Origin of the sequence: Aeromonas sp. 600479, assembly GCF_049175515.1 — a bacterium.
GTDB lineage: Bacteria > Pseudomonadota > Gammaproteobacteria > Enterobacterales > Aeromonadaceae > Aeromonas > Aeromonas veronii_A.
Map to the genome: position 1 here is coordinate 261902 of NZ_JAAKVF010000001.1, position 20594 is coordinate 282495.

20 protein-coding genes and 1 tRNA gene are annotated in these 20594 nt (G+C 62.5%); 15 read left to right on the plus strand and 6 right to left on the minus strand.

Annotated features, from left to right (window positions below; translation table 11 throughout):
- Position 1: 1 nt before the first annotated feature.
- The 14 genes from G5149_RS01150 to hypA all read left to right on the plus strand — a co-directional run bounded on the left by G5149_RS01150 (position 2) and on the right by hypA (position 14248).
- Entirely contained in the window at positions 2–955 is a 954-nt protein-coding gene (locus G5149_RS01150) for a respiratory chain complex I subunit 1 family protein (protein ID WP_065018050.1), read from the plus strand.
- An 80-nt stretch (positions 956–1035) separates the two neighbouring features.
- Positions 1036–2754, plus strand: coding sequence for an NADH-quinone oxidoreductase subunit C (locus tag G5149_RS01155; protein ID WP_017784116.1), 1719 nt, complete (start codon positions 1036–1038; stop codon positions 2752–2754).
- Between the two features lie 9 nt (positions 2755–2763).
- A complete protein-coding gene (locus tag G5149_RS01160) occupies positions 2764–3342 on the plus strand; it encodes a formate hydrogenlyase complex iron-sulfur subunit (protein WP_005333322.1) in 579 nt (192 codons plus the stop codon).
- Positions 3342–4157 carry an NADH-quinone oxidoreductase subunit B family protein gene (locus tag G5149_RS01165; RefSeq protein WP_421211207.1) on the plus strand — a complete coding sequence of 272 codons (816 nt, stop codon included), beginning with the start codon at positions 3342–3344 and terminating at the stop codon, positions 4155–4157. The genes G5149_RS01160 and G5149_RS01165 overlap by 1 nt, the downstream gene beginning before the upstream one ends.
- Positions 4150–4563, plus strand: coding sequence for a formate hydrogenlyase maturation HycH family protein (locus G5149_RS01170; RefSeq protein WP_071910396.1), 414 nt, complete (start codon positions 4150–4152; stop codon positions 4561–4563). The genes G5149_RS01165 and G5149_RS01170 overlap by 8 nt, the downstream gene beginning before the upstream one ends.
- Positions 4563–5054 carry a hydrogenase maturation peptidase HycI gene (gene hycI / locus G5149_RS01175; protein ID WP_338711568.1) on the plus strand — a complete coding sequence of 164 codons (492 nt, stop codon included), beginning with the start codon at positions 4563–4565 and terminating at the stop codon, positions 5052–5054. Before G5149_RS01170 ends, hycI begins: the two co-directional genes overlap by 1 nt.
- 213 nt (positions 5055–5267) lie before the next feature.
- A tRNA-Sec gene (locus G5149_RS01180) sits at positions 5268–5359 on the plus strand.
- Positions 5360–5674: 315 nt separating this feature from the next.
- The gene (selA, locus tag G5149_RS01185; RefSeq protein ID WP_421211210.1) at positions 5675–7144 is read left to right on the plus strand and encodes an L-seryl-tRNA(Sec) selenium transferase; all 1470 of its coding nucleotides are present in this window, start codon (positions 5675–5677) and stop codon (positions 7142–7144) included.
- A 4-nt stretch (positions 7145–7148) separates the two neighbouring features.
- Positions 7149–9032 (plus strand): selenocysteine-specific translation elongation factor, encoded by a 1884-nt coding sequence (gene selB / locus G5149_RS01190; RefSeq protein WP_421211212.1) that lies wholly within the window; start codon positions 7149–7151, stop codon positions 9030–9032.
- Positions 9029–11467, plus strand: a complete 2439-nt coding sequence (gene hypF / locus G5149_RS01195; RefSeq protein WP_421211214.1) for a carbamoyltransferase HypF — start codon at positions 9029–9031, stop codon at positions 11465–11467. Before selB ends, hypF begins: the two co-directional genes overlap by 4 nt.
- A gap of 5 nt (positions 11468–11472) precedes the next feature.
- Entirely contained in the window at positions 11473–11724 is a 252-nt protein-coding gene (locus G5149_RS01200) for a HypC/HybG/HupF family hydrogenase formation chaperone (RefSeq protein ID WP_021230224.1), read from the plus strand.
- A complete protein-coding gene (hypD, locus tag G5149_RS01205) occupies positions 11718–12836 on the plus strand; it encodes a hydrogenase formation protein HypD (protein WP_421211216.1) in 1119 nt (372 codons plus the stop codon). Before G5149_RS01200 ends, hypD begins: the two co-directional genes overlap by 7 nt.
- Complete coding sequence (hypE, locus tag G5149_RS01210; RefSeq protein WP_421211218.1) at positions 12833–13837, plus strand: hydrogenase expression/formation protein HypE; 1005 nt, start codon at positions 12833–12835, stop codon at positions 13835–13837. The genes hypD and hypE overlap by 4 nt, the downstream gene beginning before the upstream one ends.
- A 69-nt stretch (positions 13838–13906) precedes the next feature.
- Positions 13907–14248: a hydrogenase maturation nickel metallochaperone HypA gene (hypA, locus tag G5149_RS01215; protein WP_024944968.1), complete on the plus strand. Its 342-nt coding sequence runs from the start codon at positions 13907–13909 to the stop codon at positions 14246–14248.
- On the opposite strand, the gene G5149_RS01220 is transcribed toward hypA, so the two are convergent.
- Complete coding sequence (locus tag G5149_RS01220; protein WP_421211220.1) at positions 14226–14612, minus strand: hypothetical protein; 387 nt, start codon at positions 14610–14612, stop codon at positions 14226–14228. The genes hypA and G5149_RS01220 overlap by 23 nt on opposite strands.
- Here G5149_RS01220 and hypB point away from each other — a divergent pair.
- Positions 14499–15365 carry a hydrogenase nickel incorporation protein HypB gene (hypB, locus tag G5149_RS01225; RefSeq protein ID WP_416245814.1) on the plus strand — a complete coding sequence of 289 codons (867 nt, stop codon included), beginning with the start codon at positions 14499–14501 and terminating at the stop codon, positions 15363–15365. The two genes, G5149_RS01220 and hypB, sit on opposite strands and share 114 nt — an antisense overlap.
- 333 nt (positions 15366–15698) lie before the next feature.
- On the opposite strand, the gene G5149_RS01230 is transcribed toward hypB, so the two are convergent.
- The 5 genes from G5149_RS01230 to G5149_RS01250 are packed head-to-tail and all read right to left on the minus strand — an operon-like array spanning position 15699 to position 20532.
- Positions 15699–16340 (minus strand): ATP-binding cassette domain-containing protein, encoded by a 642-nt coding sequence (locus G5149_RS01230; RefSeq protein WP_421211222.1) that lies wholly within the window; start codon positions 16338–16340, stop codon positions 15699–15701.
- Entirely contained in the window at positions 16340–17128 is a 789-nt protein-coding gene (locus G5149_RS01235) for an ATP-binding cassette domain-containing protein (RefSeq protein ID WP_421211224.1), read from the minus strand. Before G5149_RS01235 ends, G5149_RS01230 begins: the two co-directional genes overlap by 1 nt.
- Positions 17122–17937 carry an ABC transporter permease gene (locus G5149_RS01240; RefSeq protein WP_421211226.1) on the minus strand — a complete coding sequence of 272 codons (816 nt, stop codon included), beginning with the start codon at positions 17935–17937 and terminating at the stop codon, positions 17122–17124. The genes G5149_RS01235 and G5149_RS01240 overlap by 7 nt, the downstream gene beginning before the upstream one ends.
- Entirely contained in the window at positions 17927–18937 is a 1011-nt protein-coding gene (locus G5149_RS01245) for an ABC transporter permease (RefSeq protein WP_421211228.1), read from the minus strand. Before G5149_RS01245 ends, G5149_RS01240 begins: the two co-directional genes overlap by 11 nt.
- Positions 18922–20532 carry an ABC transporter substrate-binding protein gene (locus tag G5149_RS01250; protein ID WP_421211230.1) on the minus strand — a complete coding sequence of 537 codons (1611 nt, stop codon included), beginning with the start codon at positions 20530–20532 and terminating at the stop codon, positions 18922–18924. Before G5149_RS01250 ends, G5149_RS01245 begins: the two co-directional genes overlap by 16 nt.
- Positions 20533–20594 lie beyond the last annotated feature (62 nt).

Genomic DNA, 20594 nt, shown 5'->3' on the forward strand with positions numbered 1-20594 from the left:
TATGCCTGTTCTTGAAATGCCGAGCTGGGGCATGGTTGCCCTTGCCCTGACCCAGGCCATCGCCATGCTGGCGCTGGCGCCGCTCGCCACCGGTTTCAACCGGGTGCTGCGGGCCAAGATGCACTCCCGTCAGGGGCCGGGCCTGCTGCAGGATTACCGGGATATCGGGAAGCTCCTGCGCCGTCAGGAGGTGACCCCCGAGCCTGCCGGCATCATCTTCAACCTGATGCCTGCGCTGCTCATCGCCGCCCTCTTGCTGGTGGGGATGGCGCTGCCGACCCTGACTCATGAGTCCCCCTTCCCCATCGCCGGGGATCTCATCACCGATATCTATCTGTTCGCCATCTTCCGCTTCTTCTTCTCCCTCTCGGGGCTCGACAGCGGCAGCATGTTTGCAGGGATCGGCGCCCGCCGCGAGCTGACGCTGGGCATTCTGGTGGAGCCCATTCTGGTGCTCGCCTGCTTCATCATGGCGATGATGGTGGGCAGCTCGGATCTGGGCAACATCAGCAGCTATGTAGCGACCCAGCCGCTGGCCGCGCCGGTTGCCACCCTGCTGGCCGGCGCCGCCTGCGCCTTCGCGGTGTTTGTCGAGATGGGCAAGCTGCCCTTTGACTGCGCCGAAGCCGAGCAGGAGCTGCAGGAGGGACCGCTCACCGAGTACTCCGGTGCGGGGCTGGCCCTGCTCAAGCTCTCCATCGGCCTCAAGCAACTGGTGGTGGTGCAGCTCTTTCTGGTCATTTTCCTGCCCTTCGGCAAGGCGGCCAACTGGAGTCTGCCCGCGCTCATCGGTGCGGCGCTGATCCTCGCCTGCAAGCTGTTGGTGGCCTTTTTGCTGGCTGGCATCATCGAAAACGCCATGGCCCGTACCCAGTTCGTGCGCACCCACAAGCTCACCCGCTACGGCTTGGGGCTAGCCCTGCTGGCGCTGCTCGCCTATCTGGTCGGGATCTGAGCCATGCCCGCCAGCACAGCAACTTTTTCCGATTTCATCATTTGTGAATGCTCATTCCCGAACATTAAAGTGAGAACTGCATGACCATCGCCATTTCGGATCGCATCGGCTGCGACTACATCCAGCAGGTGCGAGCACAACTGCCCCACGCCATCGTCGACGAGGAGTGGCAAACCGCCGATCAGGCCACCATTACCGTCAAGCCCACCAGTCTGGTCGAGACCGCCAGCCTGATCTTCCATCAGCTGGGGGGCTGGCTTCCGCTCTCCTTTGCCAATGACGAGCGCAGCCTCAACGGCCACTTCGCCGTCTACCACGTCTTCTCCATGGAGGGCGACACCAAGTGCTGGATCACCGTCAAGGTGCTGGTGGATGCCGATACCCAGGAGTACCCCTCCATCACCCCGACCATTCCGGCGGCGGTGTGGGGCGAGCGGGAGATCCGCGACATGTACGGCCTGCGTGCCATCGGTCTGCCGGATGAACGCCGTCTGGTACTGCCGGACGACTGGCCGGAGGATATCCATCCCCTACGCAAGGACGCCATGGATTACCGCCAGCGCCCGATGCCCACCACCGACACTGAGACCTACCCCTTCGTCAACGAGCTGGGCAGTGATGCCAACCGCATCGTGCCGGTCGGCCCGCTGCACATCACCTCCGATGAACCGGGCCACTTTCGTCTGTTCGTCGATGGCGAAGACATCATCGATGCCGACTACCGCCTCTTCTATGTCCATCGCGGCATGGAGAAGCTGGCGGAAACCCGGATGGGCTACAACGAAGTGGCCTTCCTGACCGACCGGGTCTGCGGCATCTGCGGTTTTACCCACAGCGTCGCCTACACCACCTCGGTGGAGAACGCCATGGGTATTCCGGTACCCGAGCGGGCCAAGATGATCCGCGCCGTGCTGCTGGAGGTGGAGCGCCTGCACAGCCATATCCTCAACATCGGCCTGTCGAGCCACTTCACCGGTTTCGACACCGGCTTCATGCAGTTCTTCCGGGTGCGGGAAAAGTCCATGACCCTGGCCGAGCTGCTGACCGGTGCGCGCAAGACCTACGGCCTCAACCTGATTGGCGGGGTACGCCGTGACATCTTCAAGGAAGATCGCATCAAGGGTGCCCAGCTGGTACGGGAGCTGCGTGATGAGCTCAAACCCCTGGTGGCCATGCTGCTGGATACCGCCAACATCTCCTCCCGCCTCATCGGTATCGGCAAGCTCGACCCGCAAATTGCCCGCGATTTCAGCTGCGTCGGCCCCATGGTGCGGGCGAGCGGCTTCAAGCGTGACGTGCGCCGGGTCCACGACTTTGCCGGCTACCGCGAGTTGCCGATGGAGATCCAGACCAAGGCGGGTTGCGATGTGCAATCCCGGGTGCTGGTACGCATCCACGAGCTCTACGACTCCCTCGACATGATTGAGTTTGGTCTTGAGCACCTGCCGGAAGGGCCACTGCTCACCGAAGGCTTCACCTACCAGCCGGGCAAGTTTGCGCTGGGCTTTACCGAGGCGCCCCGCGGCGAGAACGTCCACTGGAGCATGACCGGAGACAACCAGAAGCTGTTCCGCTGGCGCTGCCGCGCCGCCACCTACGCCAACTGGCCCGCCCTGCGCTACATGCTGCGCGGCAATACCGTGGCGGATGCGCCGCTCATCATCGGCAGTCTGGATCCCTGCTACTCCTGTACCGACCGGGTCACCCTGGTCGACCCCAAGAAGGGCAAATCCACCGTGGTCTCCTACAAGGAGATCGAGCGCTACGGCATCGATCGCAAAAACTCTCCGCTGAAATAAGGGGTCATCATGATCAAGCTGTTCAAGACCATCCTCAAGGCTGGCACCCCGACCGCCAAGTACCCCTTCGCCCCTTACGAGGTGAACCGGGATTTTCGCGGCAAACCGAAATATCAGGCGGATCAGTGCATCGCCTGCGCCGCCTGCACCAAGGCCTGCCCGGCCAATGCGCTGGTGATGGAAGTGGACATGGAGACCGGCGAACGGCGCTGGGAGATCTCCATGGCGCGCTGCATCTTCTGCGGCCGCTGCGAGGAGGTCTGCCCGACCCGCGCCATCGCCCTCTCCCCCGAGTTCGAGCTGGCGGTGACCAACAAGGCCGACCTCTATGAGGAGGCCCGCTTCGCGCTGGCCCCCTGCACCCTGTGCGGCACCTACTTTGCCCCGAGCAAGCTGGTGGCACTGGTGGAGGACACCCTCAAGCAAGCTGGCACGCCGCTGGCTCGCGATGCCAAGCCGCTGGCGCCGCCAGAGCGACTGCACCACTGCCCCGACTGCAAACGAAAACAGAGCATGCTGAGCCAGCCTGACTCGGCCCTGATCACACCGATAGCCACACCGATGGCCGCACAAAAGGAATGGATGTGATGAGCAAGATCAACGGCATAGAACCGGTTGTCGGCCATGCCCATACCCGCGCCGTGCCGCTGGCACAGGATCCCGAGATCACCAAACTCAAGAAGACCCTGCTCAAGGACATTCGCCGCTCGGCCTATGTCTACCGGGTCGATTGCGGCGGCTGCAACGCCTGCGAGATCGAGATCTTCGCCACCATCACCCCGCTGTTTGATGCCGAGCGTTTCGGCATCAAGGTGGTCGCCTCCCCCCGCCACGCCGACATCCTGCTCTTTACCGGCGCGGTGACCCGGGCGATGCGGGTACCGGCCCTGCGCGCCTACGAGGCGGCGCCCGATCCCAAGATCTGCATCGCCTACGGCGCCTGCGGCTGTGACGGCGGCATCTTCCACGACCTCTACTGCGTCTGGGGCGGCACCGACAAGATCGTACCGGTGGATGTCTATATCCCGGGCTGCCCTCCGACACCGGCGGCCACCATCTACGGCTTTGCGGTGGCGCTCGGCCTGCTTGAGCAGAAACTCAAAGCCACCAGCCACGAGGTGCAACCGGGTGAACGGGTCGAACTGCGCCACACCGGCATCCCCAACGAAATCCGGGTGATGATCGAACGCGAAGCGCGCCGCATGGCCGGTTATCGTCAGGGACGGATCATCGCCGACGAGTTCATGGCCCTGCTCGAAGGGGCGACCCAGCAGGATGTGGATCTGCGCATCCAGAGCTACCTCGATCAGCACGATGATCCCCGCCTGGCGGAGATCGTCAACAACCTCGCAAACGCCTGCCTCAACCGGGCGGCTGGCAAGGGAGAGGCGGTGCATGGCTGACGAGGTTTTCTTCTATCGCCTCTCGCGCAAGTTCGTCGACGAGCAGTTCGACGTTCCGGAAGAGGCCAGGGAGGTGATGTACTACAGCCTCGCCATCGGCCACCACCTCGGCATCGTCGATTGCCTGCGAGCAGACCTGGTCTGCTCGCTGATCGGTTATCGCGACTGGGTAGCCAAGCTGCCAGAGGGAAGTGAAGCGCGCCGCAAGATGGAGGGATTTCTCACCTTTGGCGAGATCACCATCTATCGCGAGCACTGCCATATGCTGGCCTGCGCCTTCGACCGACTGCGCAAAGCCGACAATCTGCTCGATGAGCAGGAGCTGGGCTGGACCAATACCTTTATGGATCAGCTCACCGCCCTCTTTAACGACCCCCATATGTACCTGATGGTAAGGAGCCGCTGATGGGCTGCAATCTCGTGTTGACCGTGGGCAATGCCATGATGGGGGACGACGGTGCCGGCCCCTATCTCGCCGACAAGCTGCAAGCCGCCCCCCTGCCCGGCTGGATCCATATCGACGGCGGCATCGCGCCGGAAAATGTGGTCTACAAGGTGCGGGAGCTGCAACCGGAGCGAGTGGTGCTGGTGGATGCCGCCGAGATCGGCGAGAAGGCGGGAACCCTGCAGGTGATCCCCCCCGAGACCATCGCCGAGATGTTTATCTTCTCGACCCACAATATGCCGCTCAATTTCCTGATCGACGAGCTCAAGACCTTTGTCCCAGAGGTGATCTTTGTCGGGGTACAACCGGCCATCGTGGCGTTCTCTTTCCCGATGACCGAGATGGTGAGCGAGGCGATGGATTATCTTTATCAGCACCTTGATGCCGCCAAGGATACCGACTTGTTAATAGAGAAACTGGAGCAGTGGAATATTGCCAACGCCAAGCGGTGATTATTTATCGAGTTGTTAACGACCGTTATTGACCAACGGTTCCGGCAATGTGATCGAGGCCCGATGTTAAATTAAAAACATCGGGCTAATTGTGCTGAACTTGATATAAAACAAGGTTCTTTGATTTTTTCAAAAAATCGCTAACTCTCGCTTTTTTATGACAAAAAAAGCGTTGCCAGTCACAGAAATTTGCCACAAAATGGCGACCGTTACGGAAGTTGATGGGGTCTGGTGGCCTCCTCGGTCTTCAAAACCGATGTGAGCCGAGAAGGCTTTGGCAGGTTCGATTCCTGCCTCTTCCGCCAAATTTATCTATTGAACAAATACTCTCCCGCTGAATTTTTTGGCTTGGATGTTATTTCCATTGTTTGTTCAATATGTTTGAAAGAATATCTTAGTAAAAGGTGCTTGCCGCTTGCCAATATAATCCGAACTCAGGTTATCTCGCTGGCCAAAAATTAATTTATCAGCATTGATGCAGCATTAATTTATACCCGCTCATTGATGCACCCAGTTTGCAGTCATCCGCAAATCGCCAGCAGTGCCATAACCCGTCAGCTCGGCCTCTCTATCGGCAAACCGGTGCGCATCCCGAACCCACGCACTGCACTGGTAATCCCATGCCGAACTCGTCTCACGCGCCAGCCATCCCCCATCGCCAGCCCGCATCAGGTACGGCTGCCGACGATTCACTGCCAGATTCACAGCAACAGCCCGGCCAGCAACCAACACGCCGTTTGCCGCAAGTGGAACAGCTGCTGCAGCAACCCTTTCTCGCCGGGTTTATCGAAGCGCTGAGCCGCCCGCTGGTGACTCAGGCGGTGCGCGACACCCTGAGCGAGCTGCGCCAGAGCGAAGATTTTCGCCAGCACGGCGTCGCCCCCGAGCAGATCGAGGCGCTGATTGCCAAACGCTGCCAACAGCAGTTGCGCCAGCGTCAAACCCGGGTGATCAACGCCACCGGCACCCTGGTGCATACCAATTTGGGGCGTTCGCCGTTAAGTGCCGATCTGTGGGACGAGGTGCGGGATCTAAACACCGGCTACAACAATCTGGAGCTGGATCTCGCCACCGGCAAGCGCGGCGGGCGCAAGGGGCTGATCGCCCCCCTGCTCCGTTGCCTCACCCAGGCCGAGGATTCGCTGGTGGTCAACAACAACGCCGCTTCGCTCTTTTTGCTGCTGCAGGAGGTGGCCAAGGGGCGCGAGGTGATCGTCTCGCGCGGCGAGCAGATCCAGATTGGCGGCGGCTTTCGCATTCCCGACATCCTGGCGCTCTCCGGCGCCAAACTGGTGGAGGTGGGCACCACCAATATCACTACCGCCAAAGATTACCTCGATGCCATCACCGATCAGACCGCGCTGGTGCTGATGGTGCACAGATCCAATTTCGCCATTCGCGGCTTTACCGAATCCCCCGATATCGGCGAGGTGGCCCGCGCCCTGCCCGAACACGTGGTGCTGGCGGTGGATCAGGGCTCCGGCTTGACCACCGAAGAGTTTGCGCCGGATGAAACCTCGGTGCGCCAGTACATCAAGGCGGGGGCGGATCTGGTCTGCTACTCCGGCGACAAGCTGCTGGGTGGCCCGCAATCGGGCATCATCAGCGGCCGCAGCGACCTTATCAAGCGGCTGGAAAAGCACCCCATGATGCGCACCTTCCGCCCGAGCCGCATCGTCTACTCCCTGCTCGAACGCCTGCTCATTCACAAGCTCAACAAATCTCCCGTCGGCGAGGGCATTGCCCAGCGCACCTTGAGCAACCCGGCCGCCATGCAGGCGAGAGCCTCCCGACTGATGGCCGCCCTGCCCGGCTGCTTTGTGCCGGTCCCCACCCAGTTGGTGGTGGGCGGCGGTACATTGCCGGACGAGTTCTACCCGGCCCCTGCGCTGGAGTGCACCGACCCGCGACCGGCCCAGCAGCTGCTCGATGATTTGCGCGAACTGCCGGTGCCGGTCATCGCCACCGTGCGCCAGCAGAAGGTGCTGCTCAATATGGCGACCCTGCTGCCGACCGAGATGGAACTGCTGATCGCCCAGCTACACGAGCTTCTGCTACCTGCCTCGCTCAATGCAACTGAGGAGTCCTGACCCCATGACCCCCTATCGCGCCGTTATCGGCCTTGCCGGCCACGTGGATCACGGCAAGACCCTGCTGATCAAGGCCCTCACCGGCATCACCACCTCCCGCGCCCATGAGCAGGCCATCGGCATGACCCAGGATCTCGGCTTTGCCCACTTCGACGACGGTCAGGGCAACACCATAGGCGTCATCGACGTACCCGGCCACGAGCGCTATATCCGCAACATGGTGGCGGGGCTCTGGAGTCTGGATCTGGTGCTGCTGGTGATTGCCGCCGACGAGGGGTGGATGCCGATGACCGGCGATCACCTGCGCCTGCTCAAGGCGATGGGGGTGCCGCGCCTCCTGGTCTGCATCAACAAGTGCGATCTGGTTAGCTCCGACGAGCTTTTGCTGTTGGAAGAGAGCCTGCTGGAGCGGGTGATGGACGAGAGCGGCATGGTGCCCGATATCGTCAGCGTCAGCGCCAAAACCGGCTTTAATATGGCGGCCCTGCACACCGCCATCGTGCGCCAGTTGGGGGATATGGCCGAGCATCATGTCCCCCGCGAGCAGGCCGCCCCGCGCCTCTATGTAGACCGGGTCTTTACCGCCAACGGCACCGGCACAGTGCTTACCGGCACCTTGCAGCAGGGCAGCCTCAAGGTGGGGGACAAGCTGCGCCTCTACCCCGCCGATCGGGAGGTGCAGGTGCGCTCCCTGCAGGCCTATCACCAGAGCGTCGACGAGATCGGCGCCGTCTGCCGGGTGGCGGTAGGCCTGAAAAAAGTGCCTCACAAGGAGGTGGCCCGCGGCCACTGCCTTACCAGCACCGCCGGTCAGTGCGAGGCGGCAACCCACCTTATCGTGCGGCTCAACGCCGAGAGCCTGAGCGGCAAGGCGCTACGCACGCAGGAAGTGGAAGTAGCCCTCGGCAGCTGGCATGGCCGTGCCCGTTTCGTACCCATCAAGGATACCCGGCTGGCACGACTGATCTTTGCCAGCCCCATCCCCTGCTTCTTCGGCCAGCCGCTCGCCATCATTCGCCACGGCAGCAGCGAACTGCTGCACGGCGCCCGCATCGCCTGGTGCGGCGACATCCACCCTGCCAGGCGCAAGGCGCTGCACACCCTGCTGGGCGAGCTGCCTGATGACTTGGAGCGCTACAACCCGGCCACCCTGCAACTGGGGCTCAATGGCTATGTGCTGGCCAGCCGCTTTGACCAGCGGCCAGAGCAGGTCACCCCCCTCGGTGAGTGGCTGCTGGACAACCACTGGCTGGCCCAAAGCCGCGATCAACTGCTCGCCACGCTGGCCAGCGAACCGCTCAGCGCTGTGGAGCTCGCGACCCGCTTTGGTATCGCCCAGCCAGTCACTCAGGCCCTGCTCCAGCAGCTCAAGAGCGAGCAACACATTCGCCTGCACCATGACAAGTGGCAACCGGGCAGCGGCGAGTCGGAAGATGATCTGGGGGAAGAGGCACAGCTGGTGCTCAAGGTGGTGCGAGATCAAGGCAAGGAGGGTTACGAGCCCGGTAAACTGGGCCCCGGCGGCGTGGAGCTGGATCCCTTTATCACCCGCAAGCTGCCCGCGGCCCTGCAGCAGGGCTTGCTGCAAAAAGGCGCGTTGCAAAAGCAGCTGCGCAATCTGGCACGACTCAAGTATCTGGTGCAGCTCGATGGCCCCATCTACTACGACGCCGAGCTTTACAACCAGATGGTCGCCGCCGTGCTGGCGGGCCAGCAGGTGGGAGATCTGATCGACATGGCATCCCTCAAGGAGATCACCGGTTTGTCGCGCAAATACGCCATTCCGTTCTGCCTGCGCATGGAGATGGATGGCTGGGTACGCCGCGAGGAGAACGAGCGCCGGGTGCTGCGTTTGCCGCAGACTCAAGATGAGATGGAGCTGGCATGAGCGCCACCATCGCCCCCTCTGGCTCTTCCAATCCTGTGGCCAACCGGCTGCGCCGCGAATTTCATATCGACGGCATAGTGCAGGGGGTCGGCTTTCGCCCCTTCGTCTATGGGCTGGCGCTGCGCCACGGCCTTGCCGGTTATGTGTTGAACGATGCCAACGGCGTCACTATTGGCGCCGAAGGATCGCCCGAGCAGCTCGCCAGCTTTGCCCGCGAGCTGCGGGAACTGGCGCCGCCACTTAGCCGCATCGATCATTTCAGCGAGCGGGAACTGCCCCTCGCTCATGATCCCGATTTCGATGGCCAATTTCATGGCCAGTTTCGAATTAAAGCGAGCCAGCAGCAGAGCGCGGCCACGGTCGCCATCTCGCCGGATCAGGGGATGTGCGAGGCGTGCGCCACGGACGTGGCCAATCCCGCAGATCGCCACCATCACTACCCCTTTACCAACTGCACCCACTGCGGCCCGCGCTACACCATCATCCGCCGCCTCCCCTACGACCGCCCCCATACCGCCATGGCGGGCTTTGCCATGTGCCCGCGCTGCGCAGCGGCCTATGAAAACCCGTTGGACAGACGCTACCACGCCCAGCCGGTGAGCTGCCCCGAGTGCGGGCCGCATCTGACCTGGCGCAGCGGCCTCGGCGATGTGCTGGCCGAGCGCGAGGATGCCCTGCAAGCAGCAGCAAGCGCACTTCAAGCGGGGGCGCTTATCGCGGTCAAGGGGATGGGGGGGTATCACCTGATATGCGATGCACGTAGTGAACAGAGTGTCGCCAGATTGCGAACGCTCAAGCGGCGCGTGCGCAAGCCACTGGCGGTGATGATGGGATCCCTTGCCGAGGCCAAACTGCATGTCACCGGCAGCGAAGACGAGTGGAAGCTGCTCGCCTCTCAGGCCAGACCCATCACCTTGCTGCGCAAGCGCAAAAATGATGATCGGCACTCAGAATCTGGACCGTCAGCCGCGCCGCTGGCCGAGGGGATCGCCCCCGGCATCCCCTACCTTGGGATCATGCTCCCCTATACCCCGCTCCATCAGCTGCTGCTGGATGCCTGCGCCATCCCGCTGGTGGCCACCAGCGCCAATGGTCGCGGCAGCCCGATCCTTATCGAGTGCGAGGCGGTGGTCAGGGAACTCGGCAGCGAGATTGACGGCATCCTGGATCACAATCGCCCCATCCTGCACCCGTGCGACGACAGTCTGGTGCAGTGGGCAGGCGGGCGACGCCAGACGTTGCGCCTCGCCCGGGGCTATGCCCCCTGCACCCCCAGCCTGAAACAGGCGGTCAAGGTGCCGCTCTTGGCAGTCGGGGCGCAGCAGAAGAACCAGCTGGCGCTCGCCTTCGGCCGCCAGCGCATCTACAGCCCCTATATCGGCGATCTGCACAGCCTGCCAATGCAGGAGCACTTCGAGCAGACCCTGGCGACCTTTCGCGAACTCTACGATCTCAACCCCGAAGTGCTGGTGTCGGATCGCCACTCGGGCTATCTCAGCCATCAGTGGGCCAAACGCTATTGCCAGGATCAGGGCGCAACCCATCTCGAGGTGCAGCACCATCACGCCCACCTGCTGGGGGTGATGGCCGAGCACAACATCACGGGCCCGGTGCTGGGGGTTGCCTTCGATGGCACCGGCCTTGGCGATGACGGCACCCTCTGGGGCGGCGAGCTGCTGCTGGCCGATGTGAAGGGCTTCGAGCGCGTTGCCCACCTTGCCCCCTTCAAGCTGATCGGCGGCGAGGCGGCCATCCGCGAGCCGGTACGTCAGCTGCTGGGGCTGCTGCTTGAATCGCATAGCCCTGAGCAGATCAGCGCCCTCGATATTCCGCTGATCAACAAGTTGCCCCTTAAGCGGATCAGCAACCTGCACCAGCTCTGGCAGCTGGGTCGAAACGCCCCCTACACCAGCTCCATCGGTCGGCTGTTCGATGCGGTGGCAGCGCTCTTGGGAGTGATCGATACCCCGGATTACGAGGGCGAAGCGGGGCTATTGCTGGAGGCGGCAGCCTTGCAGCTGGCCCCCGATGAACAGCCCTTCCCCCTTGCCTTTGATCTCAGCCAATCAGAGGAAGGGCCGCTGCAGATCGAGTGGGCAGAGCTCATCAATACCCTTATCAGCGAGCAGAGAAAAGGCATCTCCACCGCCAGCCTGGCCGCCGGTTTTATCCGCGCCATCAGCAATCTGGTGGTTGCCCTGGCCAAGCGTTTCCCCGGCTATCCGGTGGTGCTCGGGGGCGGCGTTTTTCAAAACCGGGAGCTGATGGACCAGCTGGTGCCCGCTCTCGAAGCGGCCGGTCGGCAGGTATTAACCTCTGAAACCCTGCCACTCAATGACGGTGGCATCGCCGCCGGTCAGCTCTGGTTTGCCATCCACCATCTTGCCACGCACCAGCCTGCCACAGCCGGTTGTGCCACCTTGTCGGAGTCCTGAAATTCATGTGTCTATCCATCCCCTCTCAGGTGGTGCAACTGCACCCCGAAGATAACTGCGTCACCGTCGATACCCTGGGGGTGCAACGGCGCGTCAGCTGCATGCTGCTCGAAGAGCCTCTCAACATTGGCGACTATGTGCTGCTCCATATCGGCTTTGTGATGAGCAAGATTGACGAAGAGGAGGCGCAGGCCAGCCTCGAAAGCTTCCGCCAGATGGTGGCCCTGATGCCCGAACAGGATATCTTGCCATGCTGACCTTGAATGACCTGTTTCAGGGCTTTCGCCAACCCGAGGTGATCCGCGCCCTCGCCGCCCAGATCACCGAACTGGCCAAATTACTCCCCGAACCGCTGCGGGTGATGGAGGTGTGTGGCGGCCATACCCACACCATCATGAAGTACGGCCTGCACCAGCTGCTGCCCGCCAGCATCGAGTTCGTTCACGGCCCCGGCTGCCCGGTCTGCATCATGCCCAAAGAGCGCATCGATCAGGCCATCGAGCTGGCGAGCCAGCCCAGCGTCATTCTGGTCACCTTGGGAGATATGATCCGGGTGCCGGGCTCCAAAGGCACGCTGGCCCAGCAGCGGGCCAAGGGGAGCGATATCCGCCCGGTCTATGACCCCCTCGATGCCCTGCGCATCGCCCATGAGAACCCTGAGAAAACCGTGGTCTTCTTCGCCATCGGTTTCGAGACCTCCACCCCGATGACCGCCGCCTTGCTGGCTGCCGCTGAAGAGCAAGGGGTCGAGAATCTGCTGTTTCATATCAACCATGTGCTGGTGCCGCCCGCCATTCATGCGGTGATGGCCGATGGAGTTGCCAAGGTGAACGCCTTTATCGGCCCCTCCCACGTCAGCGTCATCACCGGCGCCGATATCTACCTGCCCATTGTCGATCGCTATCAGGTGCCGGTAGTGGTGAGCGGCTTCGAGCCGGTGGATGTGATGGAGGCGCTCTTGATGATGGTGCGCCAGAAGGTGGAGGGTCGCTACGCCCTGGAGGTGCAGTACAGCCGCGCCGTCACCGCCAGCGGCAACCGCGCCGCCCAGCGGCTGGTCGACCAATATTTTGAGACCCGCGAGCACTTTCGCTGGCGGGGTCTGGGGGATATCAACGCCTCCGCCCTGCGCCTGCGCGATGCCTTTGCCAAGCGCGATGCGGAGCGTCACTTCGCGCTCAATCAGACTCCCATCGATGACCACAAGGCGTGCCAGTGCGCCGATATCCTGCGCGGCCTGGCCAAACCGAACCAGTGCAAAGTCTTTGGCCGGGGCTGCACCCCGACCCAGCCCATGGGCAGCTGCATGGTCAGCTCCGAAGGGGCCTGCAATGCCTACTACCGATATATGGGGATCCAGGAACAATGAGAGAAATACAACTTAGCCACGGCGGCGGCGGCGTGGAGATGAACCAGCTGATCAACCAGCTCTTCTTTCGCCACTTTGGTAACGAGATCCTGTTGCGCGGTGAAGATGCCGCCCTGCTGCCGGTGAACGGCCCCGTCGCCTTCACCACCGACAGCTTTACCGTCTCGCCACTGTTCTTCGAGGGGGGCGATATCGGCAAACTGGCCATCGCCGGTACGGTCAACGATCTCGCCATGATGGGGGCCAAACCCGAGTATCTGAGCGCAAGCTTTATCATCGAGGAGGGCTTTCCCTACGCCGATCTCGCCCACATCGTCGAGTCGATGGCAGCAGAGCTTGCCAAGAGCGGCGCCCGCATTGTCTGCGGCGACACCAAGGTGGTGCCCAAGGGAGCCGCCGACAAGATCTTTATCAACACCAGCGGGGTCGGCACCTTCCCTCTGCCTGAGCAGAGCAGGGGCATCTCGGTACGCAACCTCAAGGCCGGTGACGCCATTCTGGTGTCGCGGGATATCGGCAGCCACGGCGCCTGCATCCTGATGGCCCGTGACGCCCTGCAACTGGGATCCGATCTCAAGAGCGACTGCACCACCCTCTGGCCGCAGGTCGAAGCGCTGCTGCAGGCTGGCATTACCCCTCACGCCCTGCGCGATGCCACCCGCGGTGGCCTCGCCGCCGTGCTCAACGAGTGGAGCACCGCCTCCGGCGTTGCCATCGAGCTGGAGGAGTCCACCATTCCGGTGTGCGATCCGGTACGCGGCCTGTGCGAGCTCTACGGCTTCGAGCCCCATGATCTCGCCAACGAGGGGACCATGGTGCTGGCCCTGCCTGCCGAACAGGCGCAGGACGCGCTGGGCATCTTGCGGCAATTCAACACTGCTGCCAGCCAGATCGGCGTGGTGCAGGCGAGCGAGCGCCACAAGGTGATCCTCAACAATCCCTGGGGCAGCCGCCGTTATCTGGAGCTGCCACAAGGGGAGCTGCTGCCGCGGATCTGTTGAGCGGCCATGCCGTTCCGTCAATCACAGGGAGGAGTCACTGCTCCTCCCCATATCGGTTAAGGAGTCACCATGCACGAAATGTCTCTGGCCATGGCTGCCATCGATCTGGCGGCCGAGCAGGCCACCCAGCGGGGGTTTACCAAGGTGACCGCCCTCTGGCTCGAGGTTGGCAGCTTCTCCTGCGTCGACCCGGACACCATTGCCTTCTGTTTCGAGGCGGCCGCCAAGGGCACTGCCGTCGAAGGGGCCCAGCTTCACTTTCAGCACCAGGCGGCAGAGGCCTGGTGTTACGACTGCAACCAGACGGTCACCCTCACCGAGCGCGGGCAGGCCTGTCCCGAGTGTGGCGGATACAAATTACGAGTCGCGCAGGGTGATAGCCTGCGCATCACCGACATCGAGGTAAGTTGATATGTGTAGCGTATGCGGATGCGGCCAGGCGCGGCTCGCCGGCCATGAGCACGATCATGAGCACGATCATGAGCATCATCACGAACATGAACATCACCATGAACATGGTCATGAACACGACCATCATCATGCTCATGACGCCCATCACCATCATGATCACGAGCAGAGCGCGCCGCGCACCCTGATCATTCACCACCACTATCACCATCAGGGGGATGTCCATCACCACTACCACGGGGTGCGGGCTCCCATAAGCCATGAGGGACATGATCACCCGCATGAGCACCACCATGATCACCCCCACGACCATCATCATGAACATGCCCACTCTCATGACCACGGCCATTCCCACACGCATCCCCATGATCACAGCCATGACCATGACCATGACCATGACCATGACCATGACCATCAGCAGGGTGACCTGCACTATGGCAAAGGGGAAGCGGGATTGTCGGTGCCCGGCATGGGACAGCGCCAGCTGATCGCTATCGAGATGGATGTGCTGGCCAAGAACAACGCGCTGGCGGCCCACAACCGCGAACACTTCGACGAGGCGGCCCAGCTGGTGCTCAACCTGGTGTCTAGCCCGGGTTCAGGCAAAACCACTTTGCTGTGCGAAACCCTGCGCCAGCTGGCAGACAAGCGCCCCTGCGCGGTGATAGAAGGGGATCAGCAGACCAGCGCCGATGCGGATCGCATCCGTGCCACCGGTGTCCCTGCCGTGCAGATCAACACCGGCAAGGGCTGCCATCTGGATGCCAAAATGGTCCACGACGCCTGCCACCAGCTGCCCGCCAATGAAGGGGGCATCCTCTTTATCGAGAACGTGGGCAATCTGGTCTGCCCCGCCAGCTTCGATCTCGGCGAGAAGTACAAGGTGGCGATCCTCTCCGTCACCGAGGGGGAAGAGAAGCCGCTGAAATACCCGGATATGTTTGCCGCCGCCCAGCTAATGGTAATCAACAAGATCGATCTGCTGCCCTACGTCAGCTTTGACGTGGCACGCTGCATCGAGAACGCCAAACGGGTCAACCCCTATATCCAGGTGATCCAGGTAAGCGCCACCACAGGCGAAGGGATGGATGCCTGGCTCAACTGGCTGGCCAGTGCCTGAACCGGTTAAACGCCGCTGATAACGTTAGAAAACAAGAGAGGGAGGCTGATGCCTCCCTCTCTTTATCTGCGCACTTTGCCAACGGTTCTCTCTGTACAGAATGGCCAGCGTTTCATACTCACATCCCCTCACCCTGGCCCTCTCCCCAGGGAGAGGGAATCGGTTGGTGGATGCTCGCGAGATGCTCGAAGTACGCACAGCCCCCCAGAGAGTCTGCGACCATAACAACCCGCCCTCCGCCCTGTTTCCCAAACCCCCGAGTCTGGCGAGATGGCACCGTCTGCCCCTTCTCCCCTTGCGGGAGAAGGGCTGGGGATGAGGGGGAACTAACCCTCAGGCCGCATTTTCAGCCAATACACCAGTCACGGGCTGCATCTCCCCAAAGCGCAGCACCCGATGGCAGATCTGGCGCAACAGCGCCTGCTGGTGACTGAAGATAACCATGCCAAGCCCGCGCTGCTCGCACTCAATCATCAACTCCCGCCAGAGTTGGCGCTGAATCTGCGGATCCAGCTGGGCGGTCACCTCGTCGGCAATCAGCAGACGAGTGCGAGGATCGAGGGCGCGCAGCAGCGCGATGCGGGCCAACTCACCACCGGAGAGCTGACCGGGTTTACGACCGAGCCATTCAGGCTTGACCATAAAGCGGGCCAGCATGGCGTCATCGGGGCGCCATACATCCCAGAGCGCCTGCCCGGTGGTGCGATAGGGATTGAAGGTGAGCTCCGGGTGCTGGGGCACCAGCTGGATGGGGTTATAACCTTTTACCTGTTCAGACACCGGCTGCCCATCCAGCAGGATCTGCCCACCGGCGCCAACCGGTTGCCAACCAGCCAATACCCGCCCCAGCGTGGTCTTGCCATAACCGCTCGGGGCGGAGATGCCGAGCCGTTCGCCCGCTTTCACCGTCAGCGATAACCCCTGCCAGAGGGGGCGTTCCCCCTGGGCGATGGTGAGATTTCGTACTTCCAACATCAGGAGACCTCCGGCACAGAGAAAAGCGAATTGAACTCCGGCAGCGCCTGCCAGTGGGCGCGGAGCATCTCGCTCCCCTGCCCCTGACGCAGATGGTGGCAGCTCAAGGTATCGCTCACCTGCCCTTGATGCAGCGCCACGATGCGATCGGCGAAGCGGGCCGCCAGCGCCAGATCGTGGGTCACCCAGAGGATGCCGCTACCCTGATTGGCCAATTCACGCAACTGACCGAGCAGCAGACAGGCCAGCCCTTCGTCGAGCCAGGCGGTGATCTCGTCTGCGAGAATGTAGCGGGCGCCGCCGAGTGCCGCAGTGCAGGCCAGAATGCGCTTGGCCATGCCGCCGGAGAGCTGGCGCGGATAGCTGTCCAGCGTGGCCGCGGGCAGCTGGTAACGCAGCAGTTGTTCGCCGAGCCGCTCGCGAGAACCATTCTGGCCGCAGAGGTGCGCCGCGCGGCCCAGCTGGCGCTCCACCGTCAGCAGCGGATTGAGGGCGCTCACCCCCTGCGGCACATAGCAAAGGGTGTGGCCGCGCAAACGGGCCCGGCTGGCGTCGCACAGGGGCGTGCCATCAAGGGAGAGGGTGCCGCGCATCCGCAGGTTGTCCGGCAGCAAGGTCAGGGCGCTTTGCAGCAGCAGGCTCTTGCCCTCGCCGCTCCCCCCCACCAGCGCCACTATCTCCCCCGGCGCCAGTTGCAGGCTGATATCGGTCAGCAATGGCTGCCAGCTGCGCCGCCCCAGCCAGGAGTAGTGGGCCGCCTCTATGGTCACATGGTCAAAACTCAGCATGGTTCACTCCTGTGCCACAGCAGCTGTTGCAGGGCGCGAGTAGCCTGATCAAACAGCAATACCAACAGCAGCAACATCAGCCCCGGGAAGAGCGCCAGCCACCAACCGCCACCGGCCAGATAACGCAGGGCATCGGCAAGCAGCAGGCCCAGCGAGGCCTCGTGGGCCGCCAGACCAAAGCCGAGAAAGCTCAAGGCCGCGCTGTGCAGCACCGCATGGGGAAACATCAGCAAGGTGCCGATAAACCACTGGGGCAACAGCCCCGGCAGCAGGTGGATGCGCCAGCGACGCAGCGCCCCCATCCCCTGACAGCGGGCCAGCACCACATAGTCGCTGCAGGCGATCCGCCGCGCTTCTGCGCAAAGGATCAGCGCCAACTTGGGCCAGTGGGTGAGCGCCACCGCCAGGATCACCCCGCGCATACCGCCCCCCACGGTGAAGCAGATCAAGATCAACAGCAGCATATGGGGTAGCGCCAGCATGGCGTCGATCACCATTCGCACCGCCGCATCGCATCTGGGATGGATGAGCGACACGCTGGCCGCCACCATGGCCAGCAGCCCGCTACAGAGCGCCGTGCTGATACCCAGCGCCAGACTGGTGAGGGTGCCCTGAAAGGCCCGCAACCAGAGATCCCGCCCCATCTGATCGGTACCGAACCAGTGGGTCAGCGAGGGGGGCTGCTGGCGCGCCAGCAGATCCATCGGCACATCCTGAGCCGACAAGCTCCAGCCGTAAGCGGCCAGCAGTGCCAATCCGAGCAGGGCAAAAACCAGCCGCAGTATGGAGGGAAACGGATTAAACAGCATGCTCGCCCTCCCAACCCCGATTGATGCGAGCCAGCAGCAAATTGGCCACCGTGTTGCCAATAAAGACCAGCAGGGCACAGAAGAGCACTATGCCCATCAGCAAGGGAATATCGCCCCGCAGCCCTGCATCCACGGTGGCCTGGCCGAGCCCCGGATAGGAGAAGACCTTTTCGGCCAAGAGCGAGCCGCCAATCAGCTCGCCAAGGGAGGCAAACTGCAGGCAGAGCGCCGGGGTCAGGGCGTGGCGCAGCACATGAAAACGCAGCATGGGCCAGCCGCCATCCCCCTGAGCGCGGGCGTAGCGGATAAAGTCGCTCTCCAGCACCTCGGCCACCCGCGCCCGGGTATGCAGGGCAATATTGCCCAGCCCGAGCAGGGCGAGCGTGGTCACCGGCAGCAGCAGATGACGCAACCGCATGACCCAATCCGCCTCATCGGCAGCGAGCCCCGGCGTCCAGGCGCAGCAGACCGGCAGTAGCGGCCAGTGCACCGCAAACAGGGCGAGCAGCAACAGGCCGACCCAGAAGGTGGGCAGGGAGGCTAGCAGGTAAGCAAAGCGGCAAATAAAGCGATCGGGCCAGCGGTTGAGATAGCGACCGGCGCAGAGGCCCAGCAAAATCCCGAAAAAACCGGAGAGCAGCCAGGCGCCCGCCAGCAACAGGAAGGAGGCAGCAAAGCGCTGGCCTATGACCTCCCCAACCGGTGCGTTGTAGAGCATGGAGTAACCGAGATCCCCCTGCAGCACCTGGGTAAACCAGTGCCAGTAGCGCAGCCAGAGCGGTTGATCCAGCCCCCAGCGAGCGGCAATGCGGGGGTACTGCTCCGGCGGCACATGGAGCAGATCGTTGCCGATATAGGCCTTGATGGGGTCGATGGGGGAGTAACTCAGCAGCACAAAGGTGGCGACCGAGACCAGACATAACAGCCCTGCCAGACGCAGCAGGGCTTTTAGCAACAGATAACCTGAATGACTCAAGGGCGAACTTACCGGCACGTCCACCGCCAATCCTGCAGGTTGTTGAGCAGGGACCAGCTACCGTGGATTTCCGGCGCCCCCTTGCCAAGATCGATGCAACGGTTGGCGAGATAGGTGTGCTGCACATTGAGCAGCCAGGCCCAGGCGGCATCCCCCTGCACTCCGGCGCCGGTTTTGCCATCCCACTCCACCTGCTGCCAGAACGGCACGGCCGCCTGCCAGTTGGGGGCATCCAGCGCCTGCTTGAGGTGGCCATCCACCACAGGGTTGCTGTAGTAGCCAGGGTTGTAGAACTCCACGCCACCGGAGCCGCTCTGGTAGTGGTGATAGAGCTCCATGGGATCCAGACTCCCCCACCCCATCAGCACCGGATTGGCGTGCATCTCCCGCTCCACCTGCTCCCAGCTGCCGGACTTGAGGCTCACCTCAAGGCCGATGGGTTTGAGCATGGCCCGCACCGCTTCTGCCAAATCCCGTCGGGTGCTGTCGCCGCTGGTGTACCAGAGGGTAAAGGCGGCGCGCAGGGAGCCCTTGTGGCGAATGCCATCGCTGCCCCTCTTCCAACCCGCCTCGTCGAGCAGGGCGTTGGCATGGGCGACATCCCCATCCTTAAAGGCGGTGGCTTTGTTCAGCCAGGGCAAGCCTTCCACCGCGCTGTAGGCGGGGATGGCATGTCCTTCCAGTAGCTGGTCGGCCAGTAGCTTGCGGTCGATGGCGTAGTTGATGGCGCGGCGCACCGCCACATCCGAGGTCACGTCGTTGCCGATGGGATAACCCTTGGCATCCTTGCCGCCCGCAGGCGGAATGGGGAAGACGATACCGCGGTTCTCCACACTCGGCCGCACCCAGAGCTTGAGGGAGGCAGGCACGGTGGGCGCCAGTGACGGTGCGATGCGCACCACATCGAGCTGGCTACTCTGGGCCGCGGCATAGGCGCTCTCTTCATCGATAAAGACAAACACCAGCCGTTTGAAGTCATTGTTGCCGCCGGCGTAATAGGGGTTCGCCTCCACCACCAGTTGCTGACCGGGCAGGAAGCTCACCAACCGGTAAGGGCCAGCACCGACCGGTTTTTGGGCATAGGCTTTTGCGTCGTAATCCTGCTTCGACACTATCCCCAAGGATCCCAGCACGTTGACGAAGGTGCTCTGGGGGGCGCTAAGAGTGATGGCCACCTCGGTGGGCGAGAGCACCTTGGCCGAGACAAAGTTGCCCATGTCGATCTTGCCACCACCCTGGGCTGCGCTGTTGTAGGTAAAGGCCACATCTTCGGCGGTGAGCGGCGCGCCATTGGAGAATTTCAGTTCAGGCTTGAGGGTAATGATCCACCCCTTGCCATCCTTGCTCGGGGTCACCGCTTGGGTGAGCACATTCTGCCAGCTGAGATCTGCGTTCTGCTTGAGCAGCGGGCTGTGCAGCAGCAGGTAGCTGCCGTGACTCCAGCCAAGCAGAGGATCAAACCCTTCGGTGGGCTCACTGCCGATGGCGAGCTTGAGCTCGGCAGGCACAGATTGGGCGGCGGCCAGCGCCGCGTGAGAAGCGGTGCCCAGCAGCAGGGTCAACAGAGCGGTAGCGCTGGATCTGGCGTAATGGCGAAGGGAATTGCGAGAAACAGTCATGGGGATCCTTCTTGTTTTGTACCACTCACGGATCATCACTCAAAAAAGAGGCGGAATGCGTG

What these genes read in the sequence shown, in the direction of transcription:
- G5149_RS01150 (WP_065018050.1), top strand. Translation starts at nt 2, where the DNA reads ATGCCTGTTCTTGAAATGCCGAGCTGGGGCATGGTTGCCCTTGCCCTG.
- G5149_RS01155 (WP_017784116.1), top strand. Translation starts at nt 1,036, where the DNA reads ATGACCATCGCCATTTCGGATCGCATCGGCTGCGACTACATCCAGCAG.
- G5149_RS01160 (WP_005333322.1), top strand. Translation starts at nt 2,764, where the DNA reads ATGATCAAGCTGTTCAAGACCATCCTCAAGGCTGGCACCCCGACCGCC.
- G5149_RS01165 (WP_421211207.1), top strand. Translation starts at nt 3,342, where the DNA reads ATGAGCAAGATCAACGGCATAGAACCGGTTGTCGGCCATGCCCATACC.
- G5149_RS01170 (WP_071910396.1), top strand. Translation starts at nt 4,150, where the DNA reads ATGGCTGACGAGGTTTTCTTCTATCGCCTCTCGCGCAAGTTCGTCGAC.
- hycI (WP_338711568.1), top strand. Translation starts at nt 4,563, where the DNA reads ATGGGCTGCAATCTCGTGTTGACCGTGGGCAATGCCATGATGGGGGAC.
- selA (WP_421211210.1), top strand. Translation starts at nt 5,675, where the DNA reads ATGCCGAACTCGTCTCACGCGCCAGCCATCCCCCATCGCCAGCCCGCA.
- selB (WP_421211212.1), top strand. Translation starts at nt 7,149, where the DNA reads ATGACCCCCTATCGCGCCGTTATCGGCCTTGCCGGCCACGTGGATCAC.
- hypF (WP_421211214.1), top strand. Translation starts at nt 9,029, where the DNA reads ATGAGCGCCACCATCGCCCCCTCTGGCTCTTCCAATCCTGTGGCCAAC.
- G5149_RS01200 (WP_021230224.1), top strand. Translation starts at nt 11,473, where the DNA reads ATGTGTCTATCCATCCCCTCTCAGGTGGTGCAACTGCACCCCGAAGAT.
- hypD (WP_421211216.1), top strand. Translation starts at nt 11,718, where the DNA reads ATGCTGACCTTGAATGACCTGTTTCAGGGCTTTCGCCAACCCGAGGTG.
- hypE (WP_421211218.1), top strand. Translation starts at nt 12,833, where the DNA reads ATGAGAGAAATACAACTTAGCCACGGCGGCGGCGGCGTGGAGATGAAC.
- hypA (WP_024944968.1), top strand. Translation starts at nt 13,907, where the DNA reads ATGCACGAAATGTCTCTGGCCATGGCTGCCATCGATCTGGCGGCCGAG.
- G5149_RS01220 (WP_421211220.1), bottom strand. Translation starts at nt 14,612, where the DNA reads ATGGGGATGCGTGTGGGAATGGCCGTGGTCATGAGAGTGGGCATGTTC.
- G5149_RS01230 (WP_421211222.1), bottom strand. Translation starts at nt 16,340, where the DNA reads ATGTTGGAAGTACGAAATCTCACCATCGCCCAGGGGGAACGCCCCCTC.
- G5149_RS01235 (WP_421211224.1), bottom strand. Translation starts at nt 17,128, where the DNA reads ATGCTGAGTTTTGACCATGTGACCATAGAGGCGGCCCACTACTCCTGG.
- G5149_RS01240 (WP_421211226.1), bottom strand. Translation starts at nt 17,937, where the DNA reads ATGCTGTTTAATCCGTTTCCCTCCATACTGCGGCTGGTTTTTGCCCTG.
- G5149_RS01250 (WP_421211230.1), bottom strand. Translation starts at nt 20,532, where the DNA reads ATGACTGTTTCTCGCAATTCCCTTCGCCATTACGCCAGATCCAGCGCT.